The sequence below is a fragment of the Oryzisolibacter sp. LB2S genome (genome assembly GCF_040732315.1).
Lineage (GTDB): Bacteria > Pseudomonadota > Gammaproteobacteria > Burkholderiales > Burkholderiaceae_C > Alicycliphilus > Alicycliphilus soli.
Genome location: NZ_CP160388.1, coordinates 3229306 through 3255474 on the forward strand (window position 1 = coordinate 3229306; position 26169 = coordinate 3255474).

Here is a 26169-nt window from a genome sequence, read left to right on the forward strand (position 1 = left end):
TCATTTGCACCCGTCCCGGCAGACCACTACACCAGCACCTCGAGGCACGCGGGGTGGCTCAGAAAGCCCTGCGGACTGGCGCTGGCGCCATAGGCCCCGGACTGCAGAACGGCCACCAGGTCGCCGGGCTCGGCGACTGCGAGATCCATGCGGTCGGCCAGCACGTCGAGCGGCGTGCACAGGGGGCCGACCACAGAGGCCGTCTCGCGCTCGGCCGACTGCAGCCGGTTGCCAATGACCACGGGATAGTTGCGCCGTATGACCTGCCCGAAGTTGCCCGATGCCGCAAGGTGCTGGTGCATGCCGCCGTCGGTCACGAGAAACACCTGGTCGCGCGACTGCTTGCGATCGAGCACCCGGGCCACGTACACGCCGGCCTCGCCCACGAGGTAGCGACCCAGCTCCACGACCAGATGCGCGCCGGGCTGGGCCTGCACGAGCCGCTCTCGCACCTGGGCCAATGCCTCGGCCACGGGAGCGAGGTCCAACCGCCTGTCTGCCGGGAAGTACGGTATGCCCCAGCCCCCGCCCAGGTTGACGCTGCGCACCGGCGCCGGCGCGTCCTGCGCCAGGCGCAGCACCAGATCGAGCGAGCGGCGCAGGCTCTCGGCAATGACTTCGCCGCGCAGGTTCTGCGAGCCCGGATAGACATGAAAACCCTCGAAGACCAGTCCCTGCCTGCCCATGGCCCGCAGCAGCGCCGGGGCCTGCTCGGCATCCACGCCGAAGGGCTTGGCGCCGCCGCCCATGTGCATGCCGGCGCCGCGCAGCTCAAAGTCCGGGTTGATGCGCAGGGCCACGCGCGCGCCTCGGCCCAGGGACTGGGCTGCGTCGGCCAGCAGGTGCAGCTCGCGCGCCGACTCCACATGCAGCAGCACGCCCGAGGCCACGGCCTGGCGCAGCTCCGCCTCGCGCTTGCCCGGGCCGGCAAAGCCTATGCCCTGCGGGTCCGCCCCGGCATCCAGCGCCAGCCGCAGTTCGGCCGCCGACGCCACGTCCATGCCGTCGACCAGCGGCCGCACGAAACCCACAAGGGCGGGCATGGGGTTGGCCTTGATCGCGTAGTGCAGGTGCACGCCCGCGGGCAGCACCTGGCGCACGGCGGCAATGCGCGCCGCAATCAGCGCGCGGTCGTAGGCATAGAACGGGGTCTGGCCGACGCGCTCGGCGAGCAGCGACAGCGCCAGCCCCCCTACCTGCAGCTCGGCGCCCGAGAGGTCAAAGCGATCCATGTTCCTGTATCCAGCGTTGGCGATCGAGCTTGCCATTCGGGCTGCGCGGCAGGGGTTGGTCCACCCAGTGCACCTGCCGTGGCAGCATGAACGCCGGCAGCTGCTGGCGGCAATGCGCCATCAGGGCGGCGTCGCGCGTGGCCGTGTCGGCGCCCGCGGGCGATGGCCACAGGGCCGCGCAGATGGCGCTGCCCAGGGCGTCGTCGGGGCGGGCATAGACCAGTGCCTCGGCCACCAGGCCGCTCGCGTAGAGCGCCTCCTCCACCTCGGTCGGGCTCACGCGGTAGCCCGAGGTCTTGATCATCTCGTCGCGCCTGCCCACGAAGTACAGAAAACCGTCCGCATCGCGGCGCACGGTGTCGCCCGAGAACACGGCGTACTCGGGCGCTGCCCGCCCCGCATCGGCCGCCTGCAGCGCCGCAGGCCAGGGTCGGAAGCGCCGTTCCGTCTCTTCGGGGCGACGCCAGTAGCCCAGGGCCACCAGAGCCCCTCGGTGCACCAGCTCGCCGGGTTCGTCGACGGCGCATTCCGTGCCGTCCTCGCGCAGCACGCGCACATCGGCATTGGGAATGGCCCGGCCGATGGAGTCGGGGCGGCGGTCCACCTCCTCGGGCGGCAGATAGGTGGAGCGAAAGGCCTCCGTGAGGCCGTACATCAGATAGGGCCGGGCCGCGGGCGCGAGCGCGCGCAGGCGCTCCAGCGTGGCGCGCGGCATGCGCCCGCCGGTGTTGGCCCAGTAGCGCAGGTGCTCGGCCGCGCCCGCGGGCCAGTCCAGCGCCGCCAGCTGCATGTACAGCGGCGGCACGGCCGTCAGGCAGGTGATGCGCTCGCGCGCCATGGTCTGCAGCACGTCGCGCGGCAGCAGGTAGTTGAGCAGCACCACGCGCGCGCCCACCAGGAACGCCGTGGTGAGCTGACTGAAGCCCGCGTCGAACGACAGCGGCAGCACGGCCAGCAGGCTGTCGTCGGCGCGGTTGCCCAGGTAGCTGGCCACGCTGACGGCGCCGGCCACGAGGTTGCGGTGCGACAGCACCACGCCCTTGGGCCGGCCCGTGCTGCCCGAGGTGTAGAAGATCACCGCCACATCGACGTCGAGCCCTCTCGGCAACGACTGCAAGGACGGCAGGGGTTGCTGCTCGAGCGCCTGCATGTCGGCCCAGGCGTGGACGGCAAGGCCGGCGGGCAGCGGCGCGAGTGCACCTGCTGCCGCCTCGTCGCACAGCAGCACATGGCGCAGCGAGGGGCAGTCCGCCAGCACCGGCGCCAGCGCCGCCAGCCGCGCGCGTGAGGTGACCAGCACCTGCGCCTCTGCGTCCTGCAGGATATGCGCCACCTGCGCGGCCTTGAGCAGCGGGTTGACGGGCACCAGCACGCCGCCCGCAGCCGGCGCCGCAAAGCTGGCCACCACGGCCTCCACGCGCTTGTCCAGGTACACGGCCACGCGCGCGCCGCGCTCGAGCCCCAGCGCCAGCAGGCCTGCGGCGCAGCGCTGCGTCTGTGCCTGCAGATCGGCATAGCTCACATGCGCGCCGTTGACCGACAGCGCGGTGTGGCCGGGCCAGCAGGCGGCAGCGCGCGCCGGCAGGTCATGCAGCAAAACAGGGGGAATCCCTCCGAGAAAATCCGGTTGATGAGGCATTGGCGCATGTTAAGGCATCGCCTCGGCGCCACAGGCAGCGCACCCACCGGGCCACTAGAATCGCGCCGCAATTGCAGTGCAAACCCCTACACATCATGAATCTCACCGAACAAGTCCTGCGCGTGCTGGACGAGGCCCTGGCCCTGCACGGCCGCGCCACCGCCTTTGACCGCGACACACCGCTGCTCGGGGCCCTGCCCGAACTCGACTCCATGGCCGTGCTCGCGCTGATCACCGGACTGGAGAACCATTTCGGCATCGCCTTCAGCGATGAAGACCTGAGCGGCGCGGTCTTTGCCACCGTGGGCAGCCTGTGCGATCTGGTGGAGCAGGCGCTGGCCAGGCAGGACACATGAGCCTGCCCCCGCAGGCCGGGCTGCCGCAGGCCTTCTTTCTCGAGGCCGCCGACGGCGGGCAGCGCTTCTGCCTGTACCACGCACCGCGCGGCGACAGGCCGCTGGGGCGTGTGCTCTACCTGCATCCCTTTGCCGAGGAACTCAACTGCACGCGCCGCGTGGTGGCCGCCCAGGCCCGCGCGCTGGCCAAGGCCGGCTACGCCGTGCTGCAGATCGACCTGCTGGGCTGCGGCGACAGCAGTGGCGACTTTGCCGACGCCACCTGGGACGCCTGGCTGGCCGATGCCCTGGCCGCGCATCGCTGGCTGGCCGCGCGGGCCGGCGGCCCGATCTGGCTGTGGGGCCTGCGCGCCGGCGCCCTGCTGGCCACACAACTGGCCAGCCGGCTGCTGCCAAGTCCCGCCGAAGGCGTGCGCGAAGGTGCAGGCGAAGGTGGGGGCGAACCCGTGCATCTGCTGCTGTGGCAACCCGTCGCCAGCGGCCAGCAGTTGCTGCAGCAGTTTCTGCGCCTGCACAGCGCCAGCCAGTGGCTGGGCGCCAGCCCCGGTGACGCCCCGGCGCCGGCCCAGGCCCTGGCCCAGGGCCAGACGGTGCACATTGCGGGCTATGCACTGAGCCCCACATTGGCCCAGGGCCTGGGCCTGGCCCGGCTGACCCCACCCGCGCCGCCAGCGGTCACTTCACGACTGGTGTGGCTCGAGCTGTCCAGCGCCCAACCACCGACACTCGGCGCTTCTGCCGACAGGGCCGTGGCCGCCTGGCGCGCCGCCGGCTGGCAGGTGCAGGCCCAGGCCGTGGCCGGCCCCGCCTTCTGGCAGACCGTGGACGGCGGCGATGCGCCGGCGCTGATCGACGCCACGCTGGCCGCACTCACCCCCGCTGCCGCTCCGATGCCATGAACATACGCGAGCAAGCCCTGGAGATCACCGGCGCAAGCCGTGGCGCGGGAGGCGATCCCGCCAGTGCCATGCTGGGCATCCTCTCCATGCCGGCGGCGGGCATGGAGGTGCAGCGCACGGCCATCGTCATCGTCGTCGGCGGCGCGCAGTACCGGGTGGGCAGCCACCGCCAGTTTGTGCAGCTGGCGCGCCGGCTGGCGGGCGCGGGCCATCCTGTGCTGCGCTTTGACCTGCCCGGCATGGGCGACAGCCCCGGCGCCAGCGTGCCTTTCGAGCAGACGGCCCCGCACATCGGCGCGGCCATCGACGCCACCGTGCGCGCCAGTGGCGCCCACCGCATCGTGCTCTGGGGCCTGTGCGACGGCGCGTCGGCCAGCCTGCTGTACCTGCAGGCCAGGCGTGACGCGCGTGTGGCGGGGCTGGTGCTGCTCAACCCCTGGGTGCGCTCCGAGGCCGGACTGGCGAGGACGCGCGTCAAGCATTACTACCGGCAGCGCCTGCTCGAGCCCGCCTTCTGGCGCAAGCTCTGGGCCGGCGGCGTGGGCCTGAAGGCGCTGCGCGATCTGGGCCGCAATCTGCGCAGCATGCGCCGCAAGAGACCACAATCACTATCATTTCAAGAGCTTATGGCGCTTGCCTGGCAAGGCTTTGAAGGCAAAACACTGCTTATTCTGAGCACGCGCGACGTGACCGCCCAGGAGTTTGCCGAATGCCTTGCGAGCGACGCCCCCTGGCGCCAGGCGGCACAGCGGCCGACCGTCACCCGCCACGATCTGCAGGGCGCCGATCACACCTGCTCGCAACCCGCCAGCCAGCAGGAGGTGGAAGCCCTGACCCTGCGCTGGCTGGCCACGCTGACCCGGTAAGCGTTTGAGCCCAGCCAGCGGCACTGGCCACGCCCATCACGCCTTGCGCAATCGCGCCCACAGGGCGCCCGCAAAATGCCTACCCGCCGCCAGCAGGCCTCGCGGGCTGCGCGGGTCGAACACCACCAGACCCACGCGCTCGCGGCGCTCGGCCATCCAGTCGCGCTTGTAGGCGTCATCGCCACTCAGATAGTCCACCTCGGCCACGCGGTCCACGTCCATCACATGCCGCATCAGGGCCGCGGTGAGCACCGACCCGACCGACAGCTTCTCATGCCCCTTGACGTAGGCGAGCTTGTAGATGTTGGCCTTGGCCCCATGCACCAACCAGACCTGGGCCGCCAGCGGCTGCTGCCCCAGCCACAGCACGCCCATGCGCAGCCACCCTTCGCGCGCGGCCATGCGCGCCAGCCCAGGCATGAAGTCGGGGCAGGGCTCGGGCGACTTCCAGCTCTGCGCGTAGACGCTCTGGTAGGCCGCCAACCCCTCCTCCAGCCCCGGTGAGCCGGGCGTATGGATGTCGATGCGCCAGTCGCCCGCGCGGTCGAGCCGCCTGCGACCCCGCTCCACACTGTGGCGCAGTGCCGATGGGCGCTGCCGCCAGTAGGCGTCAAAACCACCCATGGGCACGGGCTGAAACCAATTGCCAAAGCAAAAGAACCTGTCCGACCAGCAACCCGCCGAGCGCAAGCCCCGCTCAAGCGCCCCCAGCCATGCGCTGTCGGCATCGAGTGGCTGTAGCCGCAGCACGCCAGAGGCACGCCAGTGCGGCAGAGCGCTGACGGCCTGGCGCCACTGCGCGGGCGACAACGCCAGCACGGCCTCGGCCGCACCCTGGGGGCCATATAGACAGCTGTAGTAGTTGCCCAGCGCCAGCAAGGGACCGCCGGGCCGCTGGCGCATCAGGCAAAAGTGGGCCTGTTCAGCACCGGCCGTGGTGGGAAGCGACCAGACCCCATGCCACTCGGGAAGCCGCTCAAGACCATGCGCCAGCAGATTCGCAAACCAGGCTTCGGTGGTGAACAGGTCCCCCACCACCATGGGCCTCGGCGTGCTTGCTGGCCGTGAAGACGCAGGGCTGGTTGTAACTTTTTGCATGTATCACTTCAAAACACACTGAAAACGCCACGTAAAACTCAACCAACCAAAGAACATCCCCATCAAGGCTACCCAATAGCAGTCGTGTTGCGCCGCTCTTACGGATTGTATTGACACATTTTGTATCGAGAGTCACATTAACGAGTACCTAACTTGTCATGCATTCCGATAATTTCATCGTTCGGGTGGCGCCGGCATTCGGCAACCCTGGCAAACATTCGGCTCGCCATGCGGGGGCGCTCCCCCGCAGTCTTGGCGCAGCCAATCCCGAGACCCCGCGTGACGGCGTTCAGCCGCATCCCTGGGGACCCACCCCTCCATCAGACCTTGACCATTGTCATGAACCGTACCCCACCGCGCCCTAGCGCTGTCAAATCCGCTGTTGGCAAGAACCTGGCCACGGCACTAGTTTTTGCAACATTGTCCGCATGCGGCGGTGGCAGCGAGGCAACGGACGTCGCCATCGACAGCACGCGCCGACCGAATCCGACACCGCGCCCGCCAACAGCAGCACCAGCGCCCGCGCCCGCGCCAGCAGCCTTCACGTGCGCAAGCGATGCGGTTACCTGCGTCCAGGTCACCTCCACCAGCGCGCAAACACAAGCCAGTCTGCCCGTCACCTTTGGCCAACCCTTCAAGGCCGGCGATTGGAAACCTGCGCAACAGGGGCTGATAGCAAAGGTGGACGGCGCAACCATCCCTCTTCAAACGGATGAACTTGCTACGCACCGCGATGGCTCCGCGCGCTTTGCCGTACTCAGCGCCCAGCTCAACAACGTACAGCCCGGCCAAAGCAAGATCATCAATCTGTATCCGGGGGTCAAGACCAGCAGCACCGCCAATGTCCCCGCCAATCCCGACTGGAATCTGGAGATTGAGGCCCAGGTCATTGACGCCAATGGTGGCACATCCACCTTGATCGCTCAGCCGCAAGCCGAACTGGTCAAACAAATCGCCAGCGGCACCGGGCGCCGCCTGTCGGGCCCCGTCGCTACAGAGTACACCGTGGCCATACCCTTCAAAAACAAGGCCACAGGCACCCCCCACCCGCACCTGACGGCACGCCTACACACCCGGATGGTCGATGGCGGCCAGCGCATCCGTACCGACGTGGTGATAGAAAACACCCGCACCTGGACGGCCAACCCAGGCAACATGACCTATTCGCTTGCTATCAAGCGCAACGGCAGCACGATATTCACGCAGCCACAGTTCACCCACTACCACCACGCACGCTGGCACAAGGTGGTGTGGACGGGTTCATCCACCGAGCCACTGGCACAGGTGCGGCACAACATGCCGTATTTTGTTGCGAGCAAGGCAATCTGGAACTACGACCTGAGCCTGAATATCCCGGAGGCAGTCCTATCGAATTTCTACAATAGCTTTACAAATAAAAAGGCGTCACAGGCCAATCTGGGGCCTATGGCGAATCTGATGCTCCAACCCTATTTCCCGACAACTGGGGGGAGATTTGAGATTGGCCCCGTCCCTCAATGGACCGCGATGTATCTTGTCTCCCAGGACGATCGCATCAAAGAAGTCATGCTTGCGCACGCTGACGCAGCAGGCTCCGTCCCGGTTCACTACCGTGATGAAGCATCCAGCCAACCATTGGATCTAGACAGACATCCAAATGTGTCAACACTTCGCGGCATATCACAGCCAACATTACCGACCGTGGTCAATGGAACCACCATTTGGACTCCCGACATGGGGCACCAAGCCTCTTTTGCGTACATACCATATCTGATTACTGGAGACACCTTTTATCAGGATGAAGTTGCATTCTGGGCCGCATGGAATATCAGCGCAAGCAATCCCGCATATCGCGAGGGAGGGAAAGGTGTATTGAGAGAGAACGAGGTTAGAGCACAAGCATGGTCAATGCGCGCACTGGGTGACGCCTCGCGCTTCCTCCCCGACTCTCACGCAATGAAGGGATATTTTCAGACCCGACTTTCCAACAATCTTGAATGGTATTACCAAAACTGGATAGTTACCCCCAGGGATGACGTTTCACCGATGGGCTCACCGGTCAACCCATACGGCAAAGCACATGTTGGCCCGTGGCAAAACGACTTCTGGAGCATTGTGATGGCTCAGCAGGCCGAGGCTGGAGAACCCCGGGCCATTGAGCTCCTGCGCTGGACCAGCAAGTTCGGTGTGGAACGTTTCCTGAATGAAGATCAGGGATTCTGTATTGCCAAGGCACCCGCTTATTTCATGAGCCTCAAGAACGCAACGGGCCAATGGATCACAAGCTGGAAAGAATTTGCGGAAGTCAACCTACCGAACATCAAGTGCGACCCCTCACTGAAATTTGACGGCTATCCGGAATGGGCTGGTGGCTATGCCGCGAATGCACGAGCCATGCTAGCAACCGCATCGAGCCTAGACATTGAAAATGCAGCAACTGCATATGCGTTACTCAAATCCAAGACGCCATTGATGGACAAGGATTACACCAACAATCCCACCTGGGCCATCATCCCGAGATAGTCAACAAGCCTCGCAATTCTTAAAATGGCGATCATCCAAACTGATCGCCTTAAGCCCCCTAACAAGAGAGAGGAGAAAGTACGATACTGGCCACCCCTCAAGCACAAGAACACATCAAAAAAACTGACAGGTACGCTTATTCATCAAGAATCAAGAGTTACGGCACCGACGAAAACATCACCTTCCGCAGAGTGGAATCGAAAACACGGAACAGCTCACACCGCCTTGCATTCATACGACTTCTCTCCCCAGGCAGATCCCTCCACAACTCCAAAGCTCTCTCAATCAACTTTTCAGATCTGAATAGCCTTGCATCCAAACAGTATCGGAACCGCCCCATCAGCGAGAAGAAACCAAAGTGTTTCTCATCGTAGGCCAGCCCAACAGAAGGAACACCAGCCGCCGCGGCAATAATACAAGAATGGAGCATCCCCCCAATATGCATGTCAATTTTCGCATACTCACAAGACAACCTATCCGCCACAGCATTCACCACATCAAGCCGAACCCCATAGCTCCTTAAAATATCGGCAATCAACAATTCAGAGTCGTAGTGAACAAAATAGACAAACTCACATTTCGTCAGTTTTTGAATTTCTCTGACAGCATCAATGAATTGACGAAAATTCTTTTTCACCCACGCAGTTGACTGCGGACCATGAAATGGAATATTCAAACCAATCCTTGACGGAACACCCCCACCAAAATAATCAGCAACACTTATCGGCGAGTCGATAAACAGGGCAGGATCCCCAATCACACTTATATTCTTATCTACCAGTCCCGAAAGAAATATTTTTGTATTGTCATCCCTCACCGAAATAGTCGAGGCTCTTTCAAGCAACCTCCTTAACAAGTGGCACGACTCCACTGACAGACCGCGCGCCCCCGACCTCTCCCAAGCCAACAAGCGATTGTATCCTGCGCCAATGAAATGAAGCTCGCACCCAGCAGCCTCAATGGCACGCAAATCCGAGAACATCCGCTGAGGAAGTCGCCCTATTGCATCCGGAAAAAAATAGCCACTCCCACAAATCAAAACTTTGTCTGTACTTTCGAGCTTTGCAGACTCCAACCCGCCCCACTGGACAGCGACAATACGACCATCCGCATCAAGGGCCCCGATTCGTTGCGCCATTGACACAATAATCGAATGATCCCCCCGATTGTATGCACGCCCGTCCTGATAGTTTCGGTAATCAATCCGATCGACATACCCAAAACGGAACGCCGATTTGTCAACAAACCTCTTAATGGAATGCTTTACACCATAGGAGAAAGAGTCCGGCACATCAACCACTGCACCATAGAGTATGTAGCGACCTTCAGAATCGCGACAGTCGACACACCCTCCTTGATTCGGAGATCCGACCACATGATTTCTCGACATCAGCACTCCAGAAAATATCGCCGCTCAGCCCAATAACTTGACATACCAAGGCATGGCGGCAGATATACCCGCACGAATCTCATGACTCGGAACATACCCCAGGAGCCTCTTTGCCTTGCTTACATCCGCCTGGCTATGACGAACATCCCCCTTACGAAAATCCCTGTACACCGGCCCTCTGGTGTAGGGAACACCATTTTCATGCAGAGCCGCTGCTATTTCACGAAATAGCACATTCAACGTGGTGCGCCCAGAAACCGCAACGTTGTACACCTCATTCAGAGCACCGACATCTGTCGCAGTTGCTGCCAGAATATTCGCCTGAACCGCATTTGCCACATAACAAAAGTCGCGACTGGTCTCACCATCGCCATTCACAAAGACCTCTTGATCCTTGATCATGGCCGCAGTCCATTTTGGAATGACCGCGGCATAGGCACCGTCAGGGTCCTGTCGCGGACCAAATACATTGAAATAACGCAACCCTATGCAACGGAAACCATAGGTGCGCGCGAACACGTCGGCATACAGTTCGTTGACATATTTGGTGACCGCATAGGGCGACAGAGGTTTGCCAATCACATCCTCGACCTTGGGCAGGCCCGGGTGATCACCATAGGTACTGCTGCTGGCCGCATAGGTGAAGCTCTGAACCTCGGCATCGCGCGCAGCCACCAGCATGTTCAAGAAGCCGGTGATATTGGCACTGTTGGTGGTGATCGGGTCATCGATGCTGCGCGGCACGCTGCCAAGGGCGGCCTGATGCAGGACGTAGTTGACCGGAATGGCGCCGCCACCCTCTTCGCCACCGGGCACGGACGGGAGGAAAGCCATGGCCCGACGGCAATCGTCCAGGTTGCGGATGTCCCCCTCGATGAAACGGAAGTTGGCCCACTGCGCCGAAGTGACCAGGGATTGCACTTCGTCGAGATTGCGCTGGTGCCCTGTGGCAAAGTTGTCCAACCCCACCACGCGCTGCCCCAGCTTGAGCAAAGTCTCCAGCAGGTTGCTGCCGATGAAGCCCGCCACCCCGGTGATGAGCCAGGTCTTGGGTGAGCCGCGCAGTTGATCCTGCACCTCCTGATAGCGAGACAACATGCTTACAGCCTCCCATCCGCAGCGCCCATGGGCAGGATGCTCTTGACGTCGAACAGCACCGCGTTGGGTTCGCCCAGCGCCTTGATTCCGGCCACACCCAGTTCCACAAAATGACGATGGCCCACAGCCAGGATCACTGCGGCGTACTTGCCCGGTTCTGGCATCGCCGTCAGGCAAGTCAGTCCGTATTCGTGCTGCGCTTCGTTCGTGTCGATCCAGGGGTCGTAGATGTCGACCTCGGTGTTGTAGCCCTGCAGGGTACGTACGATGTCGACCACCTTGGTATTGCGCAGATCGGGGCAGTTTTCCTTGAAGGTCAGCCCCAGGACCAACACCTTGCTGCCCAGCACCGGAATACCCTTGCGCAGCATGAGCTTGACGGTGGCATCCGCCACATGACGGGCCATGTTGTCGTTGACGCGACGGCCGGCCAGGATGACATCGGGGTGGTAACCCACTTCCTGGGCCTTGTGCGTCAGGTAGTAGGGATCCACGCCGATGCAATGCCCGCCGACCAGGCCGGGACGGAAAGGCAGGAAGTTCCACTTGGTACCAGCGGCCTGCAGGACCTCGAGCGTGTCGATGCCAAGCCGCGCGAAGATCAGGCTGAGTTCGTTCATCAGCGCGATGTTGATGTCGCGCTGCGTGTTCTCGATGACCTTGGCCGCTTCAGCGACCTTGATGCTGCTGGCCTTGTGTGTTCCGGCGGTGATGATCTGCCCATACAGGGCATCGACGGCATCGGCCACGGCCGGGGTGCTGCCGCTGGTGACTTTCTTGATGCTCGGCAGACGGTGGTCCTTGTCGCCCGGGTTGATGCGCTCCGGGCTGTAGCCGCAGAAGAAATCCCTGTTGAACTTGAGGCCGCTGGTGCGTTCGAGTTCGGGCACGCAGACCTCTTCGGTCGCCCCGGGATACACAGTGGACTCATAGATCACGACGTCGCCCGGCTTCAACGCTGCTCCCACCGTCCGACTGGCCTTGATGAGGGGCGTCAGGTCAGGTCGATTGGCCGGATCCACGGGCGTGGGGACCGTGACGATGAACACCTGACACGCCCTCAAGTCCTCGGCTTGATGGCTGTAGCGCAAATGGCGCGCAGCCTGCAACTCCTCGATACCGCACTCCAGGGTATGGTCGCGTCCTGTCTGCAGTTCAGCCACCCGGGCCGGATTGATGTCGAAACCCAGCACAGGGCGATGTTTGCCAAACTCGACAGCGAGCGGCAAACCCACGTAACCCAAACCGATGATGGCGATTGTTGCATTTGAGAGATTCATGGACAGGAAACTGAAGAAGGACTCTACGGATAGATCATAGAGCCAGTAGCATCCAGAGTTCCGCACACTCCATCCGACGGGCTTCAAATCCCGTCACCGCAGGCCTTGCCCCCTTGGTGCGGCGAAGAACCATACCCAGCCCCAACGTGCTCTCCGTTCGTCAAAAAGTCGCGCTGCAGTTTGTCTTCAGCAATCTCGCCCTGGTTGCCAATTTCGTGCTGTCGATCGTCCTGGCGCGCCTGCTCTCACCCGAGGAGATTGGCATCTTTTCGATGAGCGCCGTGCTCATCGCCGTTGCCCATGTATTTCGTGACTTTGGCGTTACCGCATTCATCAAGCGGGAAAAAGAGCTAACGCCTGACATTTTGCGCAACGCACTGGGTGTGCTGTTGATCAGCTCTTGGAGTGTCGCACTCTTGATGTATCTGAGTGCCTCGTATTGGGCCCGTTTTTTCCAGCAGGACAGTGTGATACCCGTGGTGCAGGTGCTGGCACTGGGATTCGTATTCATTCCGTTCGGTGCCATTCCCACGGCCATCTTGTCGCGTGAGATGGCGGTGGAGAAAACCGCATACGTGACCGGGGTCGGCACCGTGGTGTACTTCGTTGCATCGGTCATTCTTGCACTCAAGGGTTTTGGTGCCATGACCATGGCGTGGGCCAACCTGATCAACATCATCGTCGCCGGTGGCATGGCGCGGTGGATGATGGAGCGTCCGCTGCCATGGTTGCCGGGCTTCCGGCAGCTGCGGGACATCGTTCACTTCGGCATGGGCAATCTGCTGACTGCGTTGCTCAAGGCGGCCGACAACGCCTTGCCCGACATCCTTCTGGGGCGCTGGATGAGTCCGGCTGCCGTGGGTCTGTTCAGCCGGGCCAACTCCACCGTGAACATGGCGGGCACGGTGTTGTTGCCGACGGTGAACTACTTTGCCCTGCCGCACATGGCCAAGGTGCATCACTCGCACGGGGCCGTGGGCGCGGAATACCTGCGCGCCAGCTCGCTCATCAATGCGCTCATGCTGCCGGCCTTTGCCACCATTGCCGTGCTCGCACATGACATTGTGGCCCTGCTCTACGGCAAGGCCTGGCTGGAAGCCGTGCCGGCCATTCCGTGGCTGTGCCTGTCATATGCCATCGCCAGCCTGTTCACACTGAGCGCCCCATCGCTGACTGGTGTGGGCAAACCCTATGCGGCCATTGGCCCCTACGCCATGCTGGTGGTGGCCAAGATCGCATGCGCCTTGTGGCTGATGGACGGAACCCTGCATACGTTTGCCCTGGCAATGGCATTGGGCCAGTTGTTCAGCGTGCCCTACTACCTCTGGGTCCACCACCGGTTTCTGAGCCTGCGCTGGACCACATGGAGCAGAACCACGCTCCCCGTTGCAGCACAAGGGCTGCTGGTGGGAGTTGTGGGTCTGGGCGTCAGACAGTTGCTGCCCTCCGGTATTGCACCCTGGGCCGCCATCGTGCTCACAGGCATCGCGGCGGGAGTTACATTCTTGGCAGGCTGCTTCGCGCTGTCACTCCCCATGGCCGATGAATTGAAGCGGATGCGACTGGCCTTCGTACAGCGACGCCAGAGCAGATGAACGCAGACCCAACAGCTACCGAACTCCCGGCCGCTCGCAAGTGAGCCAGGCAGGAACCCCAACCCTTGTTGACCTGAGGCCCACAACGCCCATGAACCCACCCCGCGTATCCGTCATCATCCCCGTCCGCAATGGCAAGGACTATCTGCAGGAAGCCCTTGACAGCGTGCTTCAGCAATCGTTCACGGATCTGGAACTGCTGCTGATCGACGACGGCTCCACGGATGACGACTACGACCGGTACACCCTTCAGGATGATCGCATTCGCGTCATTCACCTGACGGGCAGGGGCGTGTCCCACGCACGCAATACGGGCATGGCCCAGGCACGTGGCGATTTGCTGGCCTTTCTGGATGCCGATGACATTTGGTTTCCCGGCAAGCTGCAGGCACAGGTCTCCTACTTTGACGAGCACCCTGAAGTGGGGGTCGTGTTCGGCAAGTTCATTCGATGGAACGCACAGCCGGATGGGCAGTTTCCGCCCGCGTCAACACTGATCGAGGACGCAGCACAGCACACCGAAGCAGACCCCGAGCGCTCGGGCTGGCTGTATACCCGCCTGCTCGACGGACTGTTGGTAGGCATGAACACCGCAGTGGTGCGGCGATCGGTGTATGAAGCCGTGGGCGGCTTCAACGAGGCCATGCGGCAGGGCGAGGACTATGACTTCTGGCTCAAGGCCTCGAGAGTGGCGCCAATGCATTCACTGAACGGCGCCGTGGCCCTGTACCGCATCCACAATGCGAGCGCCATGCACCGGCTATCCAACGACAGCCATCTTGCAAATCTGCTGCACGCGGCGAGTCTGCGCTGGGGGTTGAGTACCCTGGACGATCAGAAGCTGACAGCCAGAGCGTTCGAGAAGCGTCTGGCCGGCGTCTACTTCGACCATGCCTACGCACATTACTGGCAAGGCAACCGGCGCATTGCACGTGCCGCATTCTGGCAGGCGCTGCGTCGCCGCCATCGCCCCCTGCGGTGCCTGGTCTATATCGCGTTGTCCTATTTGCCTGTGCGCGCACAGGCTCAAGCGGCGTCGTAGTCAGACCGCGAATCGCCAGCGCAAGCGCTGCAAAAGACCGAGTACCCGCCCCCTGGGGCCAGTCTCGATCATGCCTTTGAAGAACTGATGCTCTTCGTTGGCGAAGTCCCGCTTGGCCATGCTGTCACCTTCGCCTCGGTCGATGCAGGCAATGCCCTCACGCCCCGCTCCTGACAGGATATGCCGGTACAGGATGCGCCCAGGGGAATAGGCCGCGAACCGATTGTCGTAAACGGGAAACCAGTAGTGCAGCAGCGGCCCGCACTGCAACCCAAAATGGCCCGCGACGAATTGCCCTCCAGCGCGCAGCACGCTCAGGCGCGGACGGCAATGGGGATCGTCAGACGCCAGCAAGCGCTGCAGCAAGCGTGCGTTGGCCGGATTCAGCAACGCGCCCCCATCATGGCCCGTGCGCTTGTACTGCGCGTTCTTCATCGCCACCAGGGTTCGCAGATCCTCCTCCGGCCTGGCTGACTGCATTTCAAACTCCAGCGGACCATGCTCGGCAACGAGTTTGCGTTCGCGCCGCTCGGTGTCGCTGACCAGCTTCTTGTCCTGGGTGCGCAGCCAGGCCCAATGGGCATCACCACCATCGGCGTGGATACGCGTGCGCAAGCCCTTGCGGGGATCCCTTCCCGTCAACCCATGGGCCGCCTGGGTTTCATCGAGGTGGGAGAAGCGCAGACAAGGTATGCCAGCCGCACCCAGCAAAGCTGCCCAGTCCACCTGGACATCGGCATATGCCAGGAGGCCAAAGTAGTCACTCATCTCGCGCCCTACGGGCTCACGCAATCCGAGCCGCCCTATCCATCCAGACACACGTTGAATGGGCATCACGGCCACCAGTCGATCATTACGCCAGCACAGCAAGACATCCACCGGCCCAATGGTCGCGTTCACGGCCTCGGCATATGCGAGGGACAGAAAGGCCCAGCGTGCGCAGCCCTCCTCAAGCAACTGTTCCCAGCCACTGCGCTCGGCTGGGGTCAATTTGCCAAATGGCTTGCACTGGATGCGCAGGCGTTCGCGACTCATAGATACCTATCAAGAAAGTAATTCGTCAGTGGCACAGCAGCCTTTTCTTGCACAGCCCTCTGGGGAAACGTGCACAAGAACGCTGGATTGCGGCTTCTGCCGAAATGGCGTGGTCTCAGTTGCCCAGGTGCTGTTCAAGCCCTATCGGATATCCGATCAAATCAGGCTCCAGCACTTGCAATACAAGCGACAAACGCTATAAATAAACGAGTATTTGCAAGTGCCGCTCACGGTCGATGTAACGATCGAACCGTCCGAAGGAACAGAAAGGTGGCCAGGCGGGACGGGTCAATGCGCCCCCTGCTGCAGGTCCCGGAGTTTTCAGGGACATGAATGCGCCCCAGCGCTGGTACGGGACTCGGCCATTTCGATACGTTCGTCAAGACAGCCTCGCTCGTGAATATCCAGCCAAACCCGCAACTGCGCGCCATGTCCTCCAGCGCGCGGGAGCGGGCGCCGTGGGGAAAGGACATGCTGCGCACAGGCTGGCTCAACCCGTCCAGCATGCGCTGGCTTGCCTGTAATTCGGCTTCAGGGGCAGAAGACAAGGTCAAGGGCGCATGGGTGTGGCCATGCCCGCCGATGGCAAGACGCCCAGCCTCCGCCGACAGAGCCTTCAGTTCGGACAACGTCACCATCTGCCGCTGGGTCAGCTGCTCAAGAACACCTGGCGCATGCCGGTCCAGCCACACCCTGCGCGCCACCTCGGGCATGGCGGCCAGATGCGCCGCCAGGGCCTGAGTGATGCTTGCCTTGGGAGGTTCGGCCCAGCCCGCCGCTGCGCACAGTCGTGCAGGCGCCCCAGGCTCCTGCAATGCGGCGACCAGGGCATCCTGCCACCAGCGCGGAGCTTCGAGCTCCACCACCTCACTGGCCAGAAACAGCACAGAGGGCAGGCCGCGCCGCTCCAATTCCGGGGCCGCATGGGTCAGCGTGTCACGCCAGCCATCATCAAAGGTGATCAATACAGGGTTTGGGGGCAATGGCCGCTGTGCCAGGAAGGCTGCCTGCAGATCATCGAGGCCGACCACCGAGTAGTGGCGCTGCACGAAATCCAAGGTGCGCCGAAAGCCATCGACGGTAAAGGTGAATTCCCTCTCGGCCAAGGCGAACACAGGGTCATCGGCCGGCAGCACCCGATGGAACATGAGTACCGTGAGCGCGTGCCGATTGCGCCAACGGTGCCAGGCTCCCAGCACACCACTGCGATACAAGACAGTGCGCAGAACGTCCTTCAAGACGGCAGGCACATTCATGCAGCCACCTCGGGCACCTGCACCGGCGCCGTCATCAGATTGCGCACCAGTTGATAGGTCATGTGCCAATCGCGTTCGGCCCAGGGCGTGAAACGTGGTATCTGAAATGGGGAGGTCGCCGCGTCGGCCACGCCCCAATGCGTGGTGACGGCGTAGCGGTAGCCCGCGCGCTTCACGGCATCGACGTGCAGGCGAGAAAAATCGGCATACGGCCGGCCATTGGGATAGGCGAAACCGTTCACCTGCCCCCCAACAATGCCCTGCAGATGCTCGCGGACACCACCAATCTCGCGCTCCACCTCTTCGGGACTGCAGTAATCGAGGATGGGGTGCAAGATGGTGTGGGCACCAATGCCAAAACCCTGGCTGTGCAGATCGCGCAATTGCGCCTCGCTCATCACCGGAACATCTGCCGCCTGAACACCGGCCGCAGCCTCCAACTGCAGCAAGATTTGCTCGCGCCGATGGAGGGTGAGGTACTTCAATTCGTGCTCCAACCGCTGCACCTGGCGGCGCCGATCATCAAGGCCCGCCAGCGATTGAGCCGGCAGGAATGGAAACCCCAGGTCGAACACCGGTCCGGGCAGGCGGCGCACGGCCGCCAGAATTCGTTCGTGCCACAGAGGCACACCAGCAAACTGGCCCGAGGTGATAAAGAACGTGGCGTGCAGATTGCGCTTTCTGAGCGCTGGTGCTGCACCGATCAACCAGTCCGGGTAGCCATCATCGAAGGTAATGCACGCTGCACACGGTGGAAGACGATCGGTGTGCAGGCAATCCACGGCATCCTCGAGCGGAAGCACCTCAAACTGCGAGCACATGTGATCAAGCAGATGCTCAAACCGCATCAGGTCAACATCTGCCGGAACCAACGGATCACATTGTCGAGGCACCTTGTGAAACAGAAATACCGATAGCTTGCCTCTCGACAACGACCGAACCATGAGCGTCGAGATCATGAAGAGCACTCCCTCGCCAGTTTCACGGCTTGATGGCCCTGGCCTGCAAGAGCCCGGGTTGCATACACACGCAGCAGTTCCATGAGCATCACGATCATGTAGATCACCTCATAGTACCCTAGGCTGACAGTCGCACCGCCAACCAGATATGCAAGCACCGATAGCATGAGCATGTCGGCCATATCACCGGCCCATTGATACGGCGCACCTAGCTTGGCAACGGCCCGTTTTATGGTGCGCCTACTCGAGAACGGCCTCAGGACAATGCACAAAAATATTCCCAAACCCACAAAACCCAGATCACCCATCACCTCAAAATAAATGCTGTGCGCCGCCTTCGCGCGGAACGTGGGAACGGGCAAGTCCAAGAACCCCAGCAAGCCTGACGATTCCTTGAAACTGTCCCAGATCGACTGAACCTGCACAGCATGGAAACCTCCGCCAAAGACTGGATTGGATAACGCGATAGCCGAACTTACCCGCCACGCGAACACTCGCCCCATGAAAGAACTGTCATCATCCGCCTCCTTGATGGTAGACATCCGTTCCAGAATACTCTCTGGCGCCAAGGCCCAAAAGCCAACGACCGCCGCAGCGACCAGGACCAGCGCCAACCCCTTGCGCCTGGTCGTAAGAATCAGCCACACCCCTACCACGGACACGGCAACAAATCCCCCACGCGAACCACCGGCAAGAATGGCCAGCACTATCACACAGAAGGCACCAAGGTAGCCCAAGCGCAGTACACGATTGGCAGCATAGGTGTGGAGGTATAGAAGCAGCGGTAACACCAAGGCCAATGCTGTCGAAAGATGGTTGCGGTCGTCCAGCATCGTTCCCGTGGGCCCCTCCATAAGGTGCCCGCCCGCCGAAGCAATGCTTTTGAGTCCATTGAGCACACCATGAATACCTAACCCCAGAGCAATGACGATGAACATCGCATGAAAATGCACTCGCTCCCGCACGAAGTAGGGCATGACCACGGCAAACAAAAGCCCTTTCACCAGAAACTCATAGTACTGTGCGTCGTGGGGATTGCCAGCATAGCCAAACCAAAATGCCAAGGTTGCATGGAACGCAAACAACACATAGAGCCAGGTCACTGGATTGCCCTGGTAAGCGCGCCACTGCACGCGCCCCAACAGAAGCAGCACCAAGGTGAGAATTGCAAACAGGAAATTAACCCGAGCGCCCACCATAAAACCGTAAAAATAAGTGGTCGGCGCCAGCATTGCAGTCCAACCCCACATGAGGTAGGCATTGAGCGGGCGCACAAAAGCCAGTGGCAATACGGCAAGGACCATTAGGGCAAAGGCCAGATCACGCATGATGTTTCTTAATACTTGGCAACAACACCCCAATCAAGATGCTTTGTCACTGCTCTTGTATCCAAGAACTCCTAGATCAACCTCTCGCCCTTCCCGCCCACGAGACAAGCGCCAACACAGATACCACATAAATCCCATATCAAACAGCAGAATGAGCGCCTCCATCCCCGATGACTCCTTGTTCGCCTTCAGTCAACAGATATCCGTCGATTGATGATTTTCAGCTCAATATCCGAACCCCTTGACCGCTCGGATACCATCCCATTGTTGCGATATATCACCAGTTGCGACTCGTGCGCCGGAAAGTTGGCCGGGGTCGCAATGCGCCCCACTTCTTCAAACTGGGCGCTGCCGATCACGCGTTCAAAACGCCGCATGGCCTCCAGATCGGTCCAGAAGCCCGGTTGCATCACAACGTAGTGCACACCGCTGGCGTTGAGGGCCTCGGAAATCTCGCCTTCGGACAAGCCTTTCTGCTCGACGCCCAGTTCACGCCGCACGGACACGCCCAGCAGCAGCTTGTCCGCACGCAGTACATGAAGATCGCGCCGGTCCTCTCGCGCGCGCATGTTGAACACGAAGGAGCCGTCGCGGTAGCCAGAAAACATGACCGCGCTGTCCTTCGGCGCCAGGCGAGCCACCTCTGCGACCGCCTGGGCGTAGCCTTGCACGTAGAAGACGGGACGCGTCCACACGGTCAGCCCCACGGTGGTCAGCACCAGCAGCAGCAGCGCCCCGTTCGCCATGCGCCGCGGCAGCAGTTCCAGCAACAGATAGACAGCAAAGAACACCACCGACGGCAGCAGGAAGACGCTGTGGCGCGCTTCCTTGAGGTCAATGGCAGAAAAGAACAGGTAGCCCGCCACGAAGCTCCAAACCCACAGGCCCAGCCGGGGTGCCCGCCGCCGCGCGGCCAGCATGGCCCCCGCAGCACCCGTCAGCGCCAGGGGCCACCCCACCTGCGAGGGAATCTGTCGCAGGTACCAAACCCAACCCTGCCAGCTCGCGCGCGATGCCACGGCGTCTGCAATCCCCGTGGCGGACTGCACATTGGCCTGACCAAACTTGACGGTGATGATGGCCAGGGGCACCAGCCCAGCAACGGCCAGAACCGCCACCCACCAATGGTGGCGGTTGCGCAAGATGGCCCAACCCTGTTGCCGCACCAGCAGGGCCGCATAGACCAGGCCCATGTAGCCCACGCTGATCTTGGTATACATGGCCAGCACGAGCAGCGCGGCGCCCAGATACAGCCATTTCACATGACCGCCGCGCAGATAGGCCATCACGGCCACGGCGCTCCACACCAGGAAGGCGAACGCCGGCACCTCCAGCATGACCTGCCGCCCCCAGAAGGCCACTTCCGGCAACCACATCACCAACACGGCAAAGGCCATGGATGGCACAGCAGGCAGCCAGAACCGCGCCAGGCGCCAGCATCCCAGGCCGAGCGCCAGGTAGTGCAGCGCCACCACCAGCAATGCCGTCTCCTGCGACACGCCAAACACCGCATAGAACGGCGCACTGATGGCATAGAACAGCGGCGGATAGAACAGGATGGTGAGCGCCGGATACTGTGCGTAGTAGCGATAGGCGTATCCCGCAGGATCATCCAGCGGCATGGCCTTGATCAGGTCCATGACAAACACACCGTTGAGCGCGTGACGCGGCGAGTCACTCCAGTAGAAATCTCCACCGTGCGGCGCCTGGAGGAACAGCAATGCCACGCAGGCAAACGTCAACAACCAGACAAGCAGGCGCTCGCGTGCATCAATGTCTTGCGTCTCAGGTTCGAGCATCAACCACCCTCCGGAACAGCCGCAGCTGGCCCTGTGTCGTCGCTTCCCAGGAGAAGGCCTCTGCATGAGATCGGGTGGCATCGCGGCTCGGCTGCGATGCCTGCAAATGCAGCCAAGCAGCCACCAGCGCAGCGGCGTCACGACGCTCCATCAGCAGCCCCGCAGCGGGCGCGGTCACGATGTCTGGCGTGCCCGAGACATTGGTACTGACCACGGGCGTGCCACAGGCCATGGCCTCCAGCAGCACGTTGGGCCAGCCTTCGCGGCTGCTGCACAAGGCCATGACATCGGCGGCGCTGTACCACCACTTGAGTTCGCTCTGCGGCACCACCCCTGCCCAATGCACGCGATCGGTCACACCAAGCTGCTGCGCCAATGCCTTCAGGCCTGCCTGTTCGGCACCTGCGCCGACAACGAGCAGGGTCACATCGGGCAACTGCGCAAGGGCTTCGATGGCGATGCGATGGCCCTTGAGCTCAACCAGGTTGCCCACCATGAGCAGGTAGCGCCCATCGGGCGCCAAGCCCAGTCGGCATCGCGCCTCACGGCGATCCACAGGCACAAAGCGCTCCAGGTCCACGCCGTTGCGCAGAACGTTGAGCTTGGCCTGGTTTCCCCCGAGCTCAGCCAACTTGGTCATGAGTGCTTGGCAGACGCCGATTGAAGCGGCGGCATGGTCGGCCGCCTGCAGTATCAGCCTGCGCGGTATCGCGTACTGGGAAATGAGGTTCAGGTCGGAGCCACGCGCGGTCACGACAAAGGGCTTGCCCAGCCACTTGGACAGCAGGGACGCCGCCACGCCATCGGGGTAGTAGTAGTGGGCGTCGATCAGATCGAAGTCAAAACCCTCGTGCTGCAGCCTGCGTATCGTCGACAGTGCGCCCAATGCCATCGCATATGGCGCCATGGTCATGCCTATCTTGGGCAGCAGAAGATAGCGCGGGTGATGTACCTCGACCCCGTTGCGCTGCTCCATGCGCGGTGTCGCCGCAAACTTGGCATAGCTGCCAAAACGGCTGGCTGTCGAGGGAAACCATGGCACCGGAGCCACGACCTTGGCCTGCACCTCACCCGTCTTGAGCAGCTCGCGCAGGCGCGTCTCCACAAAAATGCCGTGGATGGGCCGCACCGAACTGGGGTACAGGGTCGAGAAGAGCAGAATCCTCACGGTCACTCCCGAATCAGGCTTGCCCGGACGTCATTGCCAGGACGCCGCTCACCGCAGCACGCCCTTGGTGTCTATGACCACCTTGTCCTTGATGACCTGGGGGTCGATGTCCTTGAACTCGTCGTGGTCGACCAGCAGCACGAGAATGTCCGCCTCCTTGATCACGCTCTTCAAGTCGTACAAGGGAAAGGGCGACTTCTCCTTGTGCACGTTCGGGTCGCAGGCCATGATTTTTCCGATGCCCGACGCGTGCAACTGTTCGACGATGTCCATGGACGGAGATTCGCGCATGTCATCGATGTTGGCCTTGAAGGTCAGGCCCAGGCAGCCAATCACCGGCTCATGAAAGCGCGCCGCCTTGGCCCTGACCTTGGCGATCACCCAATCGGGCTTGGCGTCATTGACCTCCCGCGCGGTGCGGATCAGGCGCGATTCGGCAGGCGCACTGGCCACGATGAACCACGGATCCACGGCGATGCAGTGCCCGCCAACGCCGGGGCCCGGCTGGAGGATGTTGACACGCGGGTGGCGGTTGGCCAGGGCGATGGTTTCCCAGACATTGATGCCCAGCCGATCGCACACCACCGACAGCTCGTTGGCAAAAGCGATATTGACGTCGCGAAACGAGTTCTCGACCAGCTTGGACATCTCTGCCGTTCGGCTGTCCGTCTCCAGAATGGAGCCATTGCAGAAGGTCTTGTACAAGGCCTTGGCCTTGGCGGCCGCGGTCTTGGTCGTGCCACCGATGATGCGGTCGTTGTCCACGAGCTCGCGCAGGATCTGCCCGGGCAATACCCGCTCGGGGCAATGTGCGGTGTGCACCCTGCCGGCCAATTCGGGCCGCATGGCGTCGATGATCTCCTGCACCCGTTCGGTCGTACCCACGGGCGAGGTGGACTCGAGGATGACCAGGTTGTCCTCGCGCAGGTAGGGCGCAATGGCGCGCGTGGCTGCTTCCACATAGGCCAGATCGGGAGCCTTGGGGTTGCCATCGACTTCCTTGAAGGGCGTGGGCACGGCCAGGATGAAAGTGTCACCCTCCTCCGGCGTCATGGACGCCTTGAGGTTGCCGCTGTTGACCGCAGACTTCACCAGGATGTCGAGGTCTGGTTCGACGATATGGATGCGGCCGGAGTTGATGGTGTCAACGGCCCGGGCGTTGACGTCCACCCCCAGAACCTGATGGCCCTTGGTGGCCAGCATGGATGCCGTGGGCAGGCCGATATAGCCCAGGCCCATCACGATGATTTTTTGCAGTTCACGCGCCATGACGGCCCTCTTTTTACATGTCTAACAAAGTGGTAACGATGCGCTGCACGGCCTTGCCATCGCCATAGGGGTTGTGCGCCTGTGCCATGGCGGCATAGGCCTGTGCGTCGGTCAGAAGGTGGTGTGTTTCATGGACCAGCTTGTCCCTGTCCGTGCCCACCAGGCGCACGGTGCCGGCCTCGACGGCCTCGGGTCGCTCGGTGGTGTTGCGCATGACGAGCACCGGCTTGCCCAGGGATGGCGCCTCTTCCTGCACGCCACCCGAGTCGGTGATGATGAGGTGCGACCTGTCCATCAGGTAGACAAAGGGCAGATAGTCCACGGGGTCGATCAGATGCACGTTGTCCAACCGGCGCGCGGCCAGGATGTCACGCACCGGTTGGCGCACGTTGGGATTGAGGTGCACGGGGTAGAGCACGTCCACATCGGGGTGGCCCGAGGCGATGTCGGCCAACGCATGACAGATGTTCTGGAAGCCTTCGCCAAAGTTTTCCCGTCTGTGGCCCGTCACCAGCACCAGGCGGCGGCGAGGGTTGAGAAAGGAAAACTGCTCATCCAGGCGCCTGCGTGACTCGCCGTCCTCGCGCAGCTTGCCCACCACGTCCAGCAGCGCATCGATCACGGTGTTGCCGGTGACATGGATATCACCCTCGCTCACGCCCTCGCGCAGCAGATTGACCCTGGCAGCCGCTGTGGGCGCAAAGTGGATGTCGGCCACGGCGCCCGTGATGCGGCGGTTCATCTCCTCAGGGAAGGGCGCCCACTTGTCGCCGGTGCGCAGACCAGCCTCCACATGCCCGACCTTGGCGCGCATGTAGTAGGCGGCCAGGCTGGCCGCCAGCGTGGTGGAGGTGTCGCCATGAACCAGCACCAGATCGGGCCGCTCTGCCGCCAGCACGGGTTTGAGGCCGGTGATGATGTTGGCGGTGATGTCGAACAGGTCCTGCCCCGGCTGCATGATGTTCAGGTCATGCTCGGGCTGGATGTCGAAGAGCCGCAGCACCTGGTCCAGCATTTCGCGATGCTGGGCAGTCACGCACACCACGGTCTGAATGGCCGGGGCTGCACGCTGCAGGGCCTTGACCAGGGGGGCCATCTTGATGGCCTCGGGCCGCGTGCCAAATACCACCATCACCTTCATGCACGCACCTCCGACCGGGTGATCCGTTCATAGACGGGTTTGTAGTTGGCCACGCTGTTGCGCCAATTGCGCACGGACTCGACAAACGCCCGCCCGTTGGCCTTGAGCTGCGGCCAGATCTGCGGGCGCGCGAGCAGGTCCAGCACCGCCTGCGTCAGCGCCTGCCTGTCGTCGGCCTTGAAAAGCACGCCGGTCTTCATGTGCTCGACCAGCTCGCGGTGACCGCCCACGGAAGACGCCACAAATAGCTTGTGCTGGGCCATGGCCTCGAGCGGCTTGAGCGGCGTGACCAGTTCGGTCAGCCGCATGGAGTGGCGCGGGTAGGCCAGCACATCGATGAGGTCGTAGTAGCGGCTGACATCCTTGTGCGGCACACGGCCGGAGAACACCACATGGGCTTGCAGCCCCTGGCGCGCGACCTGCTCACGCAGGCGGGCCTCCTCCGGCCCACCGCCCACAAGCAGCAGCGCAACGTTCGGGTTGGCCTGCAGGATTGCGGGAAGGGCATCCACGAGCAGGTCGAGCCCCTCGTAGGCGTAGAACGACCCGACGAATCCCAAAACCACCTTGCCATCGAGCGCCAGCGAATGCTTGAGCGCCGGGTCGGGTGCCTGCGATGCCTGAAAGCTCTGCGTGTCCACGGCATTGGGGATGACCGTCACCTTGGCCGCATCGATACCGCGGCCGGCGATGTCGGAACGCAAGCCCTCGCAGATCGTGAACACATGGTCGGCGCTGCGGATGGCGCGGGTTTCGAGCGCGCGCGTCAAGCGGTAGCGCAGGCTGCCTTCGCTCGTCGTGCCATGATCGACCGCAGCGTCTTCCCAGAACGCACGGATCTCATACACCACGGGAATACCCAGCTCACGCCCCACGCGTATGGCGGGCAACGCATTGAGCACGGGCGAATGGGCGTGGATGATGTCCGGCCGTACCTCCTTGGCCACCTCGCGCAGCCGGCGCGCCAGTTGCCCCATGAGCTGCCATTGCCCGACAACGGGCAGGCCGGCGAGCGCACCCTGAGCAACCGGCGTGCGATAGAAGCTGAGGTCGTCCACCGTCTGCAGCGCCGCATCGGTCGGCCCCTGCTTGGGCGAAGTGAGGTGAAAGGTCTCCCAGCCCAGGGCCCGCTGCTCGCGCAGCAGGGCGGCGGTGCGAAACGTGTAACCGCTGTGCAGCGGTATGGAATGATCAAGAACGTGAAGGATTCGCATACA

General features: G+C 62.4%; 21 protein-coding genes. 6 read left to right on the forward strand and 15 right to left on the reverse strand.

Annotated elements, in window-relative coordinates:
* Nucleotides 1-26 precede the first annotated feature (26 nt).
* Together ABUE11_RS15250 and ABUE11_RS15255 are read right to left on the reverse strand one after the other, a co-directional pair.
* On the reverse strand, nucleotides 27-1232 hold the full coding sequence (locus ABUE11_RS15250; protein WP_367066187.1) for a pyridoxal-dependent decarboxylase, exosortase A system-associated: 1206 nt from the start codon (nucleotides 1230-1232) through the stop codon (nucleotides 27-29).
* Entirely contained in the window at nucleotides 1219-2871 is a 1653-nt protein-coding gene (locus ABUE11_RS15255) for an acyl-CoA ligase (AMP-forming), exosortase A system-associated (protein ID WP_367066188.1), read from the reverse strand. The genes ABUE11_RS15250 and ABUE11_RS15255 overlap by 14 nt, the downstream gene beginning before the upstream one ends.
* 95 nt (nucleotides 2872-2966) lie before the next feature.
* On the opposite strand from ABUE11_RS15255, the gene ABUE11_RS15260 reads away from it, so the two are divergent.
* The 3 genes from ABUE11_RS15260 to ABUE11_RS15270 are packed head-to-tail and all read left to right on the forward strand — an operon-like array spanning nucleotide 2967 to nucleotide 4992.
* Nucleotides 2967-3227, forward strand: coding sequence for an acyl carrier protein (locus ABUE11_RS15260; RefSeq protein WP_367066189.1), 261 nt, complete (start codon nucleotides 2967-2969; stop codon nucleotides 3225-3227).
* Nucleotides 3224-4126 carry a hydrolase 2, exosortase A system-associated gene (locus tag ABUE11_RS15265; protein WP_367066190.1) on the forward strand — a complete coding sequence of 301 codons (903 nt, stop codon included), beginning with the start codon at nucleotides 3224-3226 and terminating at the stop codon, nucleotides 4124-4126. Before ABUE11_RS15260 ends, ABUE11_RS15265 begins: the two co-directional genes overlap by 4 nt.
* The gene (locus tag ABUE11_RS15270) at nucleotides 4123-4992 is read left to right on the forward strand and encodes a hydrolase 1, exosortase A system-associated (RefSeq protein WP_367066191.1); all 870 of its coding nucleotides are present in this window, start codon (nucleotides 4123-4125) and stop codon (nucleotides 4990-4992) included. Before ABUE11_RS15265 ends, ABUE11_RS15270 begins: the two co-directional genes overlap by 4 nt.
* A gap of 36 nt (nucleotides 4993-5028) precedes the next feature.
* Here ABUE11_RS15270 and ABUE11_RS15275 read toward each other — a convergent pair whose 3' ends face one another.
* A complete protein-coding gene (locus ABUE11_RS15275) occupies nucleotides 5029-6033 on the reverse strand; it encodes a GNAT family N-acetyltransferase (protein ID WP_367066192.1) in 1005 nt (334 codons plus the stop codon).
* Between the two features lie 396 nt (nucleotides 6034-6429).
* On the opposite strand from ABUE11_RS15275, the gene ABUE11_RS15280 reads away from it, so the two are divergent.
* The gene (locus ABUE11_RS15280) at nucleotides 6430-8592 is read left to right on the forward strand and encodes a hypothetical protein (protein WP_367066193.1); all 2163 of its coding nucleotides are present in this window, start codon (nucleotides 6430-6432) and stop codon (nucleotides 8590-8592) included.
* A gap of 157 nt (nucleotides 8593-8749) precedes the next feature.
* Here the strand turns inward: ABUE11_RS15280 and ABUE11_RS15285 are convergent, their stop codons facing one another.
* From ABUE11_RS15285 to tviB, 3 genes are read right to left on the reverse strand one after another with little or no spacing between them, the layout of a single operon-like run.
* Complete coding sequence (locus ABUE11_RS15285; RefSeq protein WP_367066194.1) at nucleotides 8750-9982, reverse strand: polysaccharide pyruvyl transferase family protein; 1233 nt, start codon at nucleotides 9980-9982, stop codon at nucleotides 8750-8752.
* A gap of 24 nt (nucleotides 9983-10006) precedes the next feature.
* A complete protein-coding gene (locus tag ABUE11_RS15290) occupies nucleotides 10007-11080 on the reverse strand; it encodes an NAD-dependent epimerase/dehydratase family protein (protein WP_367066195.1) in 1074 nt (357 codons plus the stop codon).
* Between the two features lie 2 nt (nucleotides 11081-11082).
* Nucleotides 11083-12360 carry a Vi polysaccharide biosynthesis UDP-N-acetylglucosamine C-6 dehydrogenase TviB gene (gene tviB / locus ABUE11_RS15295; RefSeq protein ID WP_367066196.1) on the reverse strand — a complete coding sequence of 426 codons (1278 nt, stop codon included), beginning with the start codon at nucleotides 12358-12360 and terminating at the stop codon, nucleotides 11083-11085.
* 146 nt (nucleotides 12361-12506) lie between these two features.
* On the opposite strand from tviB, the gene ABUE11_RS15300 reads away from it, so the two are divergent.
* Both ABUE11_RS15300 and ABUE11_RS15305 read left to right on the forward strand, forming a co-directional pair.
* The gene (locus ABUE11_RS15300; RefSeq protein ID WP_367066198.1) at nucleotides 12507-13955 is read left to right on the forward strand and encodes an oligosaccharide flippase family protein; all 1449 of its coding nucleotides are present in this window, start codon (nucleotides 12507-12509) and stop codon (nucleotides 13953-13955) included.
* A gap of 91 nt (nucleotides 13956-14046) precedes the next feature.
* Nucleotides 14047-14997, forward strand: a complete 951-nt coding sequence (locus tag ABUE11_RS15305) for a glycosyltransferase (RefSeq protein WP_367066199.1) — start codon at nucleotides 14047-14049, stop codon at nucleotides 14995-14997.
* Here ABUE11_RS15305 and ABUE11_RS15310 read toward each other — a convergent pair whose 3' ends face one another.
* From ABUE11_RS15310 to ABUE11_RS15350, 9 genes are all read right to left on the reverse strand, one after another.
* Nucleotides 14998-16032, reverse strand: coding sequence for a GNAT family N-acetyltransferase (locus tag ABUE11_RS15310; protein ID WP_367066201.1), 1035 nt, complete (start codon nucleotides 16030-16032; stop codon nucleotides 14998-15000).
* Between the two features lie 227 nt (nucleotides 16033-16259).
* Complete coding sequence (locus ABUE11_RS15315) at nucleotides 16260-17288, reverse strand: polysaccharide deacetylase family protein (protein WP_367066203.1); 1029 nt, start codon at nucleotides 17286-17288, stop codon at nucleotides 16260-16262.
* A complete protein-coding gene (locus ABUE11_RS15320; protein WP_367066204.1) occupies nucleotides 17285-18247 on the reverse strand; it encodes a polysaccharide deacetylase family protein in 963 nt (320 codons plus the stop codon). Before ABUE11_RS15320 ends, ABUE11_RS15315 begins: the two co-directional genes overlap by 4 nt.
* Complete coding sequence (locus tag ABUE11_RS15325; RefSeq protein WP_367066206.1) at nucleotides 18244-19575, reverse strand: putative O-glycosylation ligase, exosortase A system-associated; 1332 nt, start codon at nucleotides 19573-19575, stop codon at nucleotides 18244-18246. The genes ABUE11_RS15320 and ABUE11_RS15325 overlap by 4 nt, the downstream gene beginning before the upstream one ends.
* Nucleotides 19576-19763: 188 nt before the next feature.
* Nucleotides 19764-21374 carry a glycosyltransferase family 39 protein gene (locus ABUE11_RS15330; RefSeq protein WP_367066207.1) on the reverse strand — a complete coding sequence of 537 codons (1611 nt, stop codon included), beginning with the start codon at nucleotides 21372-21374 and terminating at the stop codon, nucleotides 19764-19766.
* Nucleotides 21361-22542 (reverse strand): glycosyltransferase family 4 protein, encoded by a 1182-nt coding sequence (locus tag ABUE11_RS15335; RefSeq protein WP_367066209.1) that lies wholly within the window; start codon nucleotides 22540-22542, stop codon nucleotides 21361-21363. The genes ABUE11_RS15330 and ABUE11_RS15335 overlap by 14 nt, the downstream gene beginning before the upstream one ends.
* Before the next feature lie 48 nt (nucleotides 22543-22590).
* Nucleotides 22591-23811 (reverse strand): UDP-N-acetyl-D-mannosamine dehydrogenase, encoded by a 1221-nt coding sequence (gene wecC / locus ABUE11_RS15340; RefSeq protein ID WP_367066210.1) that lies wholly within the window; start codon nucleotides 23809-23811, stop codon nucleotides 22591-22593.
* Between the two features lie 13 nt (nucleotides 23812-23824).
* Nucleotides 23825-24952 carry a UDP-N-acetylglucosamine 2-epimerase (non-hydrolyzing) gene (wecB, locus tag ABUE11_RS15345; protein WP_367066212.1) on the reverse strand — a complete coding sequence of 376 codons (1128 nt, stop codon included), beginning with the start codon at nucleotides 24950-24952 and terminating at the stop codon, nucleotides 23825-23827.
* Complete coding sequence (locus ABUE11_RS15350) at nucleotides 24949-26166, reverse strand: TIGR04063 family PEP-CTERM/XrtA system glycosyltransferase (protein ID WP_367066213.1); 1218 nt, start codon at nucleotides 26164-26166, stop codon at nucleotides 24949-24951. Before ABUE11_RS15350 ends, wecB begins: the two co-directional genes overlap by 4 nt.
* Nucleotides 26167-26169: the final 3 nt, after the last annotated feature.

What these genes read in the sequence shown, in the direction of transcription:
- ABUE11_RS15250 (WP_367066187.1), bottom strand. Translation starts at nt 1,232, where the DNA reads ATGGATCGCTTTGACCTCTCGGGCGCCGAGCTGCAGGTAGGGGGGCTG.
- ABUE11_RS15255 (WP_367066188.1), bottom strand. Translation starts at nt 2,871, where the DNA reads ATGCCTCATCAACCGGATTTTCTCGGAGGGATTCCCCCTGTTTTGCTG.
- ABUE11_RS15260 (WP_367066189.1), top strand. Translation starts at nt 2,967, where the DNA reads ATGAATCTCACCGAACAAGTCCTGCGCGTGCTGGACGAGGCCCTGGCC.
- ABUE11_RS15265 (WP_367066190.1), top strand. Translation starts at nt 3,224, where the DNA reads ATGAGCCTGCCCCCGCAGGCCGGGCTGCCGCAGGCCTTCTTTCTCGAG.
- ABUE11_RS15270 (WP_367066191.1), top strand. Translation starts at nt 4,123, where the DNA reads ATGAACATACGCGAGCAAGCCCTGGAGATCACCGGCGCAAGCCGTGGC.
- ABUE11_RS15275 (WP_367066192.1), bottom strand. Translation starts at nt 6,033, where the DNA reads ATGGTGGTGGGGGACCTGTTCACCACCGAAGCCTGGTTTGCGAATCTG.
- ABUE11_RS15280 (WP_367066193.1), top strand. Translation starts at nt 6,430, where the DNA reads ATGAACCGTACCCCACCGCGCCCTAGCGCTGTCAAATCCGCTGTTGGC.
- ABUE11_RS15285 (WP_367066194.1), bottom strand. Translation starts at nt 9,982, where the DNA reads ATGTCGAGAAATCATGTGGTCGGATCTCCGAATCAAGGAGGGTGTGTC.
- ABUE11_RS15290 (WP_367066195.1), bottom strand. Translation starts at nt 11,080, where the DNA reads ATGTTGTCTCGCTATCAGGAGGTGCAGGATCAACTGCGCGGCTCACCC.
- tviB (WP_367066196.1), bottom strand. Translation starts at nt 12,360, where the DNA reads ATGAATCTCTCAAATGCAACAATCGCCATCATCGGTTTGGGTTACGTG.
- ABUE11_RS15305 (WP_367066199.1), top strand. Translation starts at nt 14,047, where the DNA reads ATGAACCCACCCCGCGTATCCGTCATCATCCCCGTCCGCAATGGCAAG.
- ABUE11_RS15310 (WP_367066201.1), bottom strand. Translation starts at nt 16,032, where the DNA reads ATGAGTCGCGAACGCCTGCGCATCCAGTGCAAGCCATTTGGCAAATTG.
- ABUE11_RS15315 (WP_367066203.1), bottom strand. Translation starts at nt 17,288, where the DNA reads ATGAATGTGCCTGCCGTCTTGAAGGACGTTCTGCGCACTGTCTTGTAT.
- ABUE11_RS15320 (WP_367066204.1), bottom strand. Translation starts at nt 18,247, where the DNA reads ATGATCTCGACGCTCATGGTTCGGTCGTTGTCGAGAGGCAAGCTATCG.
- ABUE11_RS15325 (WP_367066206.1), bottom strand. Translation starts at nt 19,575, where the DNA reads ATGCGTGATCTGGCCTTTGCCCTAATGGTCCTTGCCGTATTGCCACTG.
- ABUE11_RS15330 (WP_367066207.1), bottom strand. Translation starts at nt 21,374, where the DNA reads ATGCTCGAACCTGAGACGCAAGACATTGATGCACGCGAGCGCCTGCTT.
- wecC (WP_367066210.1), bottom strand. Translation starts at nt 23,811, where the DNA reads ATGGCGCGTGAACTGCAAAAAATCATCGTGATGGGCCTGGGCTATATC.
- wecB (WP_367066212.1), bottom strand. Translation starts at nt 24,952, where the DNA reads ATGAAGGTGATGGTGGTATTTGGCACGCGGCCCGAGGCCATCAAGATG.
- ABUE11_RS15350 (WP_367066213.1), bottom strand. Translation starts at nt 26,166, where the DNA reads ATGCGAATCCTTCACGTTCTTGATCATTCCATACCGCTGCACAGCGGT.